At 44.4% G+C, this 11,553-nt stretch carries 10 protein-coding genes and 1 pseudogene; 1 reads left to right on the top strand and 10 read right to left on the bottom strand.

Annotated elements, in window-relative coordinates; all coding sequences use genetic code 11:
- Positions 1-55: 55 nt before the first annotated feature.
- The 3 genes from AHMF7616_RS18930 to AHMF7616_RS18940 form a co-directional block, all read right to left on the bottom strand.
- Positions 56-337, bottom strand: coding sequence for a hypothetical protein (locus AHMF7616_RS18930; RefSeq protein ID WP_115374303.1), 282 nt, complete (start codon positions 335-337; stop codon positions 56-58).
- 92 nt (positions 338-429) lie between these two features.
- Complete coding sequence (locus AHMF7616_RS18935) at positions 430-1,029, bottom strand: thymidine kinase (protein WP_115374304.1); 600 nt, start codon at positions 1,027-1,029, stop codon at positions 430-432.
- An 87-nt stretch (positions 1,030-1,116) separates the two neighbouring features.
- Complete coding sequence (locus AHMF7616_RS18940) at positions 1,117-1,440, bottom strand: 2Fe-2S iron-sulfur cluster-binding protein (RefSeq protein ID WP_115374305.1); 324 nt, start codon at positions 1,438-1,440, stop codon at positions 1,117-1,119.
- Between the two features lie 39 nt (positions 1,441-1,479).
- Here AHMF7616_RS18940 and AHMF7616_RS18945 point away from each other — a divergent pair, with 39 nt between their 5' ends.
- The gene (locus AHMF7616_RS18945; RefSeq protein WP_115374306.1) at positions 1,480-2,613 is read left to right on the top strand and encodes a hypothetical protein; all 1,134 of its coding nucleotides are present in this window, start codon (positions 1,480-1,482) and stop codon (positions 2,611-2,613) included.
- A 74-nt stretch (positions 2,614-2,687) separates the two neighbouring features.
- On the opposite strand, the gene rodA is transcribed toward AHMF7616_RS18945, so the two are convergent.
- The 7 genes and pseudogenes from rodA to purN all read right to left on the bottom strand — a co-directional run bounded on the left by rodA (position 2,688) and on the right by purN (position 11,281).
- On the bottom strand, positions 2,688-3,962 hold the full coding sequence (gene rodA / locus AHMF7616_RS18950; RefSeq protein WP_115374307.1) for a rod shape-determining protein RodA: 1,275 nt from the start codon (positions 3,960-3,962) through the stop codon (positions 2,688-2,690).
- Positions 3,963-3,965: 3 nt separating this feature from the next.
- Positions 3,966-5,807, bottom strand: coding sequence for a penicillin-binding protein 2 (gene mrdA, locus AHMF7616_RS18955; protein ID WP_115374308.1), 1,842 nt, complete (start codon positions 5,805-5,807; stop codon positions 3,966-3,968).
- 404 nt (positions 5,808-6,211) lie between these two features.
- Positions 6,212-6,736, bottom strand: coding sequence for a hypothetical protein (locus tag AHMF7616_RS18960; RefSeq protein WP_115374309.1), 525 nt, complete (start codon positions 6,734-6,736; stop codon positions 6,212-6,214).
- A complete protein-coding gene (mreC, locus tag AHMF7616_RS18965; protein ID WP_115374310.1) occupies positions 6,729-7,628 on the bottom strand; it encodes a rod shape-determining protein MreC in 900 nt (299 codons plus the stop codon). The genes AHMF7616_RS18960 and mreC overlap by 8 nt, the downstream gene beginning before the upstream one ends.
- Positions 7,629-7,636: 8 nt before the next feature.
- A pseudogene (locus AHMF7616_RS18970) lies at positions 7,637-8,661 on the bottom strand (rod shape-determining protein).
- 342 nt (positions 8,662-9,003) lie between these two features.
- A complete protein-coding gene (gene purH / locus AHMF7616_RS18975) occupies positions 9,004-10,521 on the bottom strand; it encodes a bifunctional phosphoribosylaminoimidazolecarboxamide formyltransferase/IMP cyclohydrolase (protein ID WP_115374311.1) in 1,518 nt (505 codons plus the stop codon).
- A 178-nt stretch (positions 10,522-10,699) separates the two neighbouring features.
- Positions 10,700-11,281, bottom strand: coding sequence for a phosphoribosylglycinamide formyltransferase (purN, locus tag AHMF7616_RS18980; RefSeq protein WP_233507646.1), 582 nt, complete (start codon positions 11,279-11,281; stop codon positions 10,700-10,702).
- Positions 11,282-11,553 lie beyond the last annotated feature (272 nt).

Genomic DNA, 11,553 nt, shown 5'->3' on the forward strand with positions numbered 1-11,553 from the left:
GCTAAAAGCTTCTGGCACTTGGTATAAATTTAAATCAGATAAATAGTATGAGGCCTTAATCTCCCGGAGAAATAAACTGAATTCCGCCAATCCGGCCATCTTTTAAAATATCCAGCACAAACATACCGCGATCGGCATCTTCCAAAATCAAATTTTCTTTAAACTGCCACTCCGAGCCGGGTAAATCCGGATTTTTCGTGTTCACGAAATAGATATAATCTTTTTTCTCCCACACGCCCCGGGTGCATTGCCCGGCCGCTTCTATAATTTCGGGTTTTTCGGGTAGTTGTTCTTCTAACAAAGTAACCAACCAATTCGGGTTATATTTTACCCACATACGTTTTTAAACCTAATAATTACCAACAGCTATTTAAACCTATTCAGGGCTATTTAGTAGCCGCTAACTTTCTTTTTTAAAATTTTTACTTTTTACAACAGCAAACCCTGCTGCTGCATGCCTTCCAGGAAACAATTGCGGCAACGGGCTTCGTAGGCGTCGGTTTCACCGAGTAGTATTTTTTCTTTGGAAGCCGCCACCCGGAAAGAATACGAGGCAATATCGCCGCAGCAAACGCATACCGCGTGCACTTTGGTAACGTATTCGGCTATGGCCATTAAAGCGGGCATCGGGCCAAAAGGTTTACCTAAATAATCCATATCTAAGCCGGCCGCAATTACCCGGATACCCCGATTGGCCAGGTTGTCGCATACTTCAATCAAACCTTCGTCGAAAAACTGCGCCTCATCGATGCCTACCACGTCGCAGCTGCTGCCGAGCAGCAACATATCGTGGGCAAACTGCACCGGCGTAGACCGAATGGTGGTGGCATTATGCGAGACTACATTCTCCCGATGATAACGGGTATCCACCACCGGTTTAAAAATTTCCACGCGTTGCCGGGCAATGGTGGCTCTATTCAGCCGGCGAATCAGTTCCTCGGTTTTCCCCGAGAACATGGCCCCGCAAATTACTTCAATCCATCCGCGTTTAATACTTAGCTTTACTCCAACCCGTGGCTCTATAAACACCTTCTCACTTTTAAATGAATACTTATTCCCAGCTGTTTTAATTAAAATTTTAAAAAAAAATTAACCTAGCCGACTAGCACATCTTTTTTATTGTGAATAACTTATGTGCGGAAACTTGGTTTGCTCGGGGATGTAGCCGCTTACTTCTCCGCCGGGCAACATACACTGGCAAAGCAACCGTTCGTTATCTTTTAACCGGTTTTGATTTCGAAATTTATGCTCTGCAGCAGTTAATGCTGTGAAATGCGCCTCGCCAGCGGTAATTACTAACCGGCAAGTGGTGCAACGGCCTTTTGCCCCGCAAGCGTGCATCCAATCAAGGCCGCTTTCCAGAATGGCTTGCAAAACTGTTTGACCACTAGCTACGTTTATGCCTTTGCCAAACAGGTTTTGTATCCTTAGTATCGGCATTCTTTTTTATCTTTACCAGCCAAACCTAGTCTAGTTGTAATGAAAGACAAATATAATCAAATAAGTGTAGAGCGGTATAGTCGGCAATTAGCAAAAGTCTTCTCGGATCATTACTTCAGTGCTTCCGAAACCGTTAACGGGCAGCAACTTATTCATTTTTCGCCCATTAAACAGGTAAACCTATTTTTAATAAAAGAGTTGTTGCAGCAGTGGAACAATGAGATGGCCAACCTCAAAAGTCCTTATTTCGATTTTGAAAATGAGGACGTAAAAGAAGCGTTGGTGCAGTTTATGAATGTGCTTTCGCGCAAAATATTAATCCGGCGGCCGCATTTTGAGCCGTTACTGGTCAAATCCATCGCCGATACTTTTTACTGGGTTCTGGATCCGGTAACAACCTTTGAACAAAAGTTTTTGCAAACGCCGGATGCCTTATCTTCTGATACGCTTATCTCGCAGATTAAATACCTGAGTCTTGATAAAGAATTAATCCGGGGTTTTATTAATACGCTACCCAAGAAATCAAAAAGCAAGGAATACATTATTAAAGAATTTGAGGAGTACCTGGAGAACCACGCGACCGAAAGAACCAAACTGGAAGTCTTACTCACCGAGTTTAATGCTTTACTGGCCATAAAAGCCGAAGATATTCTGATTGAAACCCCGGCACCGGCCGTACCCACCACTACCCGCACCGTGGATGAAATTACCGTATCGCCGGAGCGTTTTACCCCGCAGCCCCCAGCCGCCGTACCCGTAAGTCAGCCTAAAGCTCCGGAAACCGTGCCGGTTTCGTCGGTTAGCCGGGCCAACGGAGTGGCGGAAGGTAATTTAAACGAACGGTACAAAGCCGAACGCGCTACGCCTACTTTAAACGATCAATTTTTAAAACCCGAGGTGGCGAACATTGCTACCAATCAGATGAGCAAAAAAATTGAATCCTTAAAAGATTCGATCTCGATTAATCAGCGGTTTAGTTTTATAAATGAGTTATTTAACGGCGAAAACATGGAATACTACCAGGCCATACAAGCCTTGGATAAGTTGGAAGACGCTTCGCAGGCTAAAAATTTCGTTACCCAGGATCTGGCCAGCCGCTACAATTGGACCCGTAAAGAAGAACACGTGAACAAATTGCTGCGCCTGATCGACCGGAAATTTGCCGATGCTTAAACAATAAAAATTTAAAAAAAAGAGGTCGAAGATTACCTTCGGCCTCTTTTTTTTAAATTTTTAACAGACTTCTACTAAACCGCCCGCCCTAAATCTTGTTTACGGTGAGTATCCAGCGCTAAAAGTATAAAAAGCAAAATAGTAAACGACCACAGCGAAGAACCCCCGTAACTAAAAAAAGGCAAAGGAATACCTACCACGGGCGCTAAACCAATAGTCATACCGACGTTCACCAGAAAGTGAAAGAAAATAATAGAAGCTACGCAGTACCCGTAACTTCGGCCAAATACCGATTTTTGCCGCTCGGCAATAAAAATTATCCGGGTAAGTAAGGCCATAAACAAAAAAATCAGCAGCATGCTGCCCAGCCAGCCGTGCTCCTCCCCGATGGTACAAAATATAAAATCGGTACTTTGTTCCGGTACAAAATCAAACTTGGTTTGCGTGCCTTGTAAAAACCCTTTGCCTAACATGCCGCCAGAACCAATCGCAATCTTAGATTGAATTACGTTCCAGCCATCGCCCAGCGGATCAGCCTCCGGGTTGATAAAGGCGTTAATGCGGCTCTGCTGGTGCGGTTGCAACACATTGTTCACCATAAAATCAACGCTCAGAATAATTCCTACCGTGGCCGCGTACAACAAACCAATTAATTTAATTTTACGCAGCAACCGTTGGTTTAACCACAAGTAAGTTCCCAGCAACAAAGTAATTACCCCGATAAGGTAAAACTTAGGAAAGATTAAGGTTAAGATAAAAATAGCGCCGGTTACGGCCACCACAATTAATATTAACGGCGACATGCCTTCGCGGAAAAAAGCCAGCAGAAAAGCGCCAAACACCAAGGCCGAACCGGTTTCGTTTGATAAAATAATGAGCAAGGGCGGCAACAACGTAATAGCCGATAATTTGGCGTGATCGCGCCAGTTTTGCTGCTGCAAATCCACGCTGCTCATAAACTTGGACACCGCCAGCGCCGTTGCAAATTTGGCAAACTCAGCGGGTTGCAAACGCAGCTCCCCAATAACCAGCCACGAGCGCGAGCCTTTTATAGGAGTTGCCAGCACCAGCGTAACCAGCAGCATAAATATGGTGAAGGCGTAAATTAAATAAGCAAACGAATCGTACGCTTTGTAATCCACTACCAACAACACCACAATTAAAATTAAGGCGGCGCCAATCCACAGCAACTGTTTACCCGAGTTTATGGTGAAATCAAAAATACTCAAGTGGTTTTCCGGATTGTAAACGGCGGCGTACACATTTATCCAGCCCAAAACTACCAGGGCGGCGTACAAGCTTACGGTCACCCAATCAATGTTGCGCGATATTTTATCTCCCTGCCGCATTTTCTAGTGTTTGGAATGTAAATAGCCTTGGTTAATAATATTTTGTTCCCACCAGGCCCAGTGATTACCGGCAATTTTACCGGTTAAGTATTTCTGAATCATTAAACTAGCCAATGGCGCGGAAGAAGTAGAACCAAAACCGGCATTTTCGATGTAAACCGCAATGGCAATTTTAGGATTTTCCCGCGGGGCAAAAGCGACAAAAACCGCGTGGTCGCGGCCTTTTGCGTTTTGCACCGTACCCGTTTTTCCGCAAACTGCAATGCCAATATCGCTTAAATTGGCATACCACCCGGTTCCCCACCGTGAAGTCATTACCTGCGACATGCCTTGGATGACTGGTTCAAAATGCTTAGGGTTAATGGCCACGTGGTGTTTCTCCTGAAACTCAGGTTGTACCTGATTTTTTTCGCCAATGCCTTTAATTATATGCGGCGTAACGTAGTACCCTTTATTGGCGATAATAGCCATTAAATTAACCATTTGTAAAGGAGTGGCTTCTGCTTCTCCTTGCCCAATACTTAAGGAGTAAATAGTTTTGTACTTCCAGTGATTTTTGCCGTACCGCCGGTCGTAAAAGCTGGAGGCCGGAATATTGCCCCGGGTTTCGTAAGGCAAATCCACTCCTAATCTATTCGCAAAACCAAAGGATAACACTTCGTTGCGCCAATCATCTAAACCTAAGCGCGTATCCGCAAAAATATTGCGGGCTTGCCCCCGGTTTACCAAATTTTTAAAAACCATGTAAAAGTAAGGGTTACACGAATTTTCGATGCCAATAGCTAAATTACTTGGTCGCGGATGATTGTGCGCGCATTTAACCAAGGATTGATTACACGGAAAACCGGTATCGGGCGTAATAACGCCTTTCTCTAAGGCAATCAGGGCTTGTACTAATTTAAAAATAGAACCCGGCGGGTACTTAGAACTTTGCGGACGGTTGAGCAAAGGTTTTTCCGGATTTTTCAACAGGCTCATGTAATTCTTGCCCAGCTCTTTCCCGGTTAGTAGATTGGGGTCGTAAAACGGTGCCGAGATAAAAGATAAAATTTCGCCGGTAGCTGGCTCAATGGCCACTACCGTACCGCGTTTACCGGCCATTAATTTTTCGCCGTATTGCTGCAAGTCTAAATCAATGGTGCTTACCAAATCTCGTCCCGCTACGGCTAAGGTATCGTACTCGCCATTGCGGAAAGGGCCTTTATCAATACCGCGTACGTTCACCATTTTATACTTTACGCCTTTTTTACCCATTAAATACTTTTCGTACTTCAGCTCGATGCCACTTTTGCCAATGTAATCGCCGGGCGTGTAGTCGGCGTATTCGGGTTTGGCCAATTGCGTAGGACTTACCTCGCCAATGTAACCTAAAGCGTGCGATAAACTTTGGTGCGAATAGCCGCGCACGGTACGGGCATTTATGTAAAAACCCGGAAACTCAATTAAGTTATCCTGGATGGCGGCAAATTCCTGGGTAGTAAGCTTGGGTAAAAAAGGCGAAGGTTTTACGTACGAATACGTTTTGGCTTCTTTTATTTTCTGCCGGAAATCTTCGATGGTTATCCGGAATAACTGGCAAAACCGGAGTGTATCAATGCCTTTGATTTCTTTCGGGATAACCATTAAATCGTAAACCGGAATGTTTTGCACCAGCAACTTGCCTTTGCGGTCGTAGATTAAACCCCGGAAAGGATACTGCACAATTTTCTGGATGGCATTATTTTCGGCGGCAAGTTTATACTTGGGATTTAATACCTGGATGTAAAACAACTTAAGCGCAAACACAATCCCTACCGTAAAGAATATTGCCTGAATTACATACTTGCGACTTTCTAAGTATCTCAATTTTTAAAATATTACTCCGATTAGTTATAAAACGTAGCTGCTTTGGCCATAAAACACGCCTGTTTTTATTTAAGTGCAAAGATACTTATCATTTGGTTACAAGTTACAAGTTGCAGGTTGCAAGTTGGGTTAAAAGTTGGAAGGTTAAAACGTTGCAGGTTGGCAAGTTGAAAGGTTGAAAAGTTAAAAAGTTATTTCTAAGTTTTAGGTTGTTATTAATACGATTAAAAACAGTTCACAGAACTACTTACCCCTTAAAATTTAAAAAAGAGCTACCATCTATAGATCATTAGCTATGGATTAAACATCAATCTAAAATTTTCCAAACTTTCAACTTGCCAACCTGCAACGTTTTAACCTTTCAACTTGCCAACCTGCAACTTGCAACCTGCAACCTGTAACACCTACCGACTGGAACGACGGCGCGCAAAGAAAAGCAGTTGAATAATAATCATGACGATACCGGTAAATAAGGTACTGACTATAATTTTGAGTAGCGTGAATCCGATGAGTTTAATACCGGCCAGTTCTAAGAAAAAGAAGGTAAGGTGATGCAGAAAAATTAAAATAAAGCTGTACACCAAAAACCAACGCCAACCCATCATGTGCAGATTTACGGAGTCGTTTTGGTCGTAGCCGTCGCGCGGGGTGAGCAGGAGCAGAATGTAGGGCCGCAGGTAAGCCAGCAACACCGTAGCCGCTGCGTGAATGCCTCCCGTATCGTAAAAAATATCCAGAGAAAAACCGGTTACAAAGGCGAGCAATAGCAGCAATACCGGCGGCATTTGAATCGGCAAAAACAGTAAAAAAGCCAGGTAAATAAAGCAAAAACCCGTATCGAACAGCACCAAACTATGCATAAACAATACCTGCATGGCCATAATAACAACAAAACGGAAAGCATGACCAATGATGCGGATACTATTCATCGTGTTTCATCCCGCTGTTAAGTTCCAAGGAATCCTGTTCGGCCTGGTATTTATTTTTTACCACGTACACAAAAGATAAGCGCGTAAAATCAACCGCTAACCGTAGTTTAATCGTGTAAAAACTTTTATCCGGGTCCCGGCTCGCCGAAATAATGGTCCCGATCATAACGCCTTCGGGGTAAACGGCATTATACCCCGATGAAATAACCGTATCGCCTTTTACTATTTTCTTGTCCAGGGGCACGTACTCCAAAAAGCCAATCCGGGGATTATCGCCGTCCCACTTTACGGTGCCAATGGTATTGTTGGTACCCGGTAAACGGCTTTTTATTTTAGCAGCCACCAGCATCTTGCTGTGCAGCAACGAAGTAACCGTAGCAAAATGCGGCGACACAGTTTTTACCCGGCCAATTAATCCTTCGTTCGAGATAACGCCCATACCCGGACTAACACTATCGGCTGCGCCTACATTTAAGGTTAAAAAATTGTTTAGCTGGCGGGTAGAATTATTGATAACCTTGGCCGGAATATAGGTATGCGCCAGACGAATCTTTAACGAATCGAACGTCGGAATGCTATCTGTTTGAATAAAAACGGAATCGGAGAAAGCCGGAAGGCTGTCGTTTGCCCGAACTGTTTGCAAACGGTAAAGTTGCTGCCGGAGCTGCGTATTTTCCTGCACCAGCGTTTGGTTTACCTGCACCAACCGGAAATAATCGTATACCCGGCTCCGGAAAGCCAGTACTTGCCCCGCGTAGAAGTTAGCCGAATTAAAAAAAGCCGCATTGTGGTATTTATTGTTCCGGATGATCAGGTATACGCTCCCGATTTCCAGTAAAACAAAAACCAGAAAGGCCCGGTAGCGATATATGAACGCAAATAAATTACGCATTCAAGGGTTTAGGTGAGCAACACGTTTTTAAACCCGTTTATATTTTTAATGGCGGCCCCGGTTCCCCGTACTACCGCGCGCAAAGGGTCTTCGGCAATATGGATAGGTAATTTTGTTTTAGCGGCCAGGCGTTTATCCAGGCCCCGCAACATCGCCCCGCCCCCGGTCAGGTGAATGCCGTTGTCGTAAATATCCGCGGAGAGCTCGGGCGGCGCTATCTCTAAAGCTTTGAGTACGGCTTCCTCAATTTTAGAAACCGATTTATCCAGGGCAATCGCAATTTCGGTGTAGGTAACTTTTATAACTTTGGGAATGCCGGTCATTAAGTCGCGGCCGCGAATTTCGTAATCGGCGGGGGAATTTCTAGGTCGGTTAAGGCGGCCCCTACTTCAATTTTAATTTTTTCGGCGGAGCGTTCGCCGATTAACAAATTATGTTGCCGCCGCATGTGGTCCAGAATGTCTTTGTTAAACACATCGCCGGCTACCCGGATGGACTGGTCGCATACAATACCCGATAGGGCAATAACGGCAATTTCGGTAGTACCGCCGCCAATATCCACGATCATGGTACCAATGGGCTGCTCTACGTCAATGCCAATGCCTATGGCGGCGGCCATCGGTTCCTGAATCATCCACACTTCTTTGGCGCCGGCGTGTTCGGCAGAGTCGCGTACGGCCCGTTTTTCTACTTCGGTAATGCCCGACGGAATGCAGATTACCATGCGGTGCGAGGGTTGAAACAACCGGTTTCCGGTATCAATCATTTTAATCAGGCCCCGGATCATTTCTTCGGCCGCGTGGAAGTCGGCAATAACCCCGTCTTTTAAGGGGCGAATGGTTTTAATATTATCGTGGGTTTTTTCGTGCATTTGCATGGCACTGCGCCCCACGGCTAAAACTTTATTGGTAGTGCGATCGATGGCAATAATCGAAGGCTCATCGATCACAATTTTATCGTTATGAATAATAAGGGTATTGGCCGTACCCAAATCAATGGCTATATCACTAGTTAAAAAATTGAATAATCCCATGTTATTATCAGCTACGCGAGGTAGCGGCAGTTAAAATTTTTGGCACACCCGTTTTACCCGGCGTTATTGGCTGCGAAATTAAACAATTTTTAATCAATACTGCGAATCTGTTTTATATCCTGCGGATTAAATTAGAATTTCCGCTATAAAAATTTAAAAATCGCGGTATTCTCCCTGCTATCTGGTTAAAGTTAATAATATACCTTTTATATATTAAAAGAAAGCTATTATAGTAATTTACCGAGAATAACCGCCGGAATAAACAAAGTACTCTTTTTAGCAAAAAAGGCGGGAAGCTCCCGGGAGTTTCTCGCCTTTTTTAAAATGTAACATTGCGTTTGATTAATGCAGGAAGTGGCGCACGCCAGTAAACACCATGGCCATATTCTGCGAATCGCAGTAATCAATGGAATCCTGATCTTTCACGGAACCACCGGGCTGCACTACCGCCGCAATACCCACTTTCGAAGCAATCTCGACACAATCCGGGAAGGGAAAAAACGCATCGGAAGCCATTACGGCTCCGTTTAAACTAAACCCAAAGCTTTCCGCTTTTTCAATGGCTTGCCGCAAGGCATCTACCCGCGACGTTTGCCCTACGCCGCTCGCCAGTAACTGATTCGCCCGCGCCAGCACAATGGTGTTGGACTTGGTGTGTTTACATACTTTGGCCGCAAAAACCAGCGCCTGGTTTTCTTCGGGAGTAGTTGCGCGTTTGGTTACTACTTTAAAATCAGCTTCCGTTTCGGTTTTTAAATCTTTGTCTTGTTCAATAATCCCATTTAACAAGGTTTTAATTTGCTTTTCGGGGAGCGCCATATTTTTACGGCGCAGCAAAATGCGGTTCTTTTTACCTTGCAGCACCGTTAAGGCTTCCGGTTCAAACTCGGGCGCAATTAATACTTCAAAAAACAATTTATGCAGTTCTTCGGCAGTTGCTTTATCGATGGGTTTGTTCGCCACAATAACGCCGCCAAATGCTGATACCGGATCGCAGGCCAGAGCGTTTAAATACGCTTGTTCAATGGTTGGCGCTACCGCTACCCCGCAGGCGTTGGTGTGTTTGATTATCGCTACGGCAGGCTCATCGGTAAATTCGCTGATTAAATTTACGGCCGCATCTACGTCTACTAAATTATTATACGATAGCTGCTTGCCGTGTAACTGATCGAACAAGGCAGTTAAGTCGCCGTAAAAAGCGCCTTGCTGGTGCGGGTTCTCGCCGTAACGCAAGGGCGTACGCTGGCGCAGACTGGCTTTGAACACCGGTGTTTCGCCGGCGTTTAAATAATTAAAAATATGCGTATCGTAGTGCGACGAAATGTCGAATGCTTTTGCGGCAAAACGCTTACGATCTTCCAGGTCGGTAGCGCCTTCTTTCTGTGTTAATAGCTCGGCTACCTCGGTGTATTGTTCCCGCGACGATACGACCAGTACATCTTTAAAATTTTTCGCTGCCGCCCGGATGAGCGAAATACCACCAATATCAATTTTCTCGATCGTATCTTCTTCGCTGGCTCCGGAAGCCACGGTTTCTTCGAACGGGTATAAATCCACGATTACCAAATCAATGGCCGGAATTTCGTAACGTTCGGTTTCGGCTAAATCCGTTTCGTGATCCCGGCGATGCAGAATGCCGCCAAAAACTTTAGGATGTAAGGTTTTTACCCGTCCGCCAAAAATAGCCGGATACTGGGTTAAGTCTTCGACAGCCGTAACCTGAGCGCCTTGCCCCTCCAGGAACGTTTGGGTACCACCCGTGGAATACAACTGCACGTTATACTGTTTTAACAAAGCGACAAGTGGCTCCAGCTTATCTTTGTAATAAACCGAAATTAAAGCTGATTTTATTTTTTTCATTTTTGATATAGTTGCAAGTTACAAGTTGCTTTAATAGTTAAAAGGTTGGAAAGTTGAAAGGTTTGAAGGTTACAGGTTACAAGTGGTAAGTTATTTTAGGTTTTACATGCTCCTGGTAATTCTACATTTGAACTATTCAACCATTTAACAATCTAATCTATGTTCTATTGATTATCGTCTATCGGCTAGATAACAGCAAATCTTCTATTACTTTCGGCAGATACGTATGCTCCAGTTCCAATACCCGGGCGGCTAGTTGCTCAGGAGTATCGTTAGGATTTACCGGGCAGGTATGCTGGTAAATACTGGCGCCTTGGTCATAATGCTCGTTTACGTAGTGGATGGTAATGCCCGACTCTTTTTCCTGAGCTTCAATTACCGCTTGGTGCACGTGCAAACCGTGCATGCCTTTGCCGCCGTATTTGGGTAGTAAAGCCGGATGAATGTTGATGATCTTGTTCGGGAAAGCTTGCAGAAAATCTAAAGGTATAAGCCACAAGAAACCCGCCAGTACCAGCAAATCAGGTTGATACGATTGCACTTGCTGCAGCAAAGTACCGTTTTGGTATTCTTCGCGAGTAAACGAAAACGCCGGAATTTTAAAATTTTCGGCACGTTTAAGAGCATAAGCATCCGCTTTATTCGAAAACAGTGCCACCACTTTTATGTGCGAATGGTCTTGGAAATACGCCATAATTTGCTGGGCATTGCTGCCGGAGCCGGAGGCGAAAAGAACAATATGCTTTTTGTTATCAGCCAAACCAAGTTGTTTTTTAACGCCGCAAATATAGCTGATTATTCAGGGAGTTAAGAAGGCAAAAGTAAATTTTCTATCCCCATACTGCAGTCAGTGATCTACCGCAGGTTGAATTGGTAAACCGACATTTTTTAAGAAACTACTGCTATTACTCTGGTTCAGGCTTAAGCTGTTCCGGGCTTATAACTTGTCCGAAATTTATTGCTGTTATTAAAGCGACTCCGGTAAGTTTTTGATCTAAAATCACGTTCTACTCCGCTTAATTTTTATATTTG

Origin of the sequence: Adhaeribacter pallidiroseus (assembly GCF_003340495.1) — a bacterium.
Lineage (GTDB): Bacteria > Bacteroidota > Bacteroidia > Cytophagales > Hymenobacteraceae > Adhaeribacter > Adhaeribacter pallidiroseus.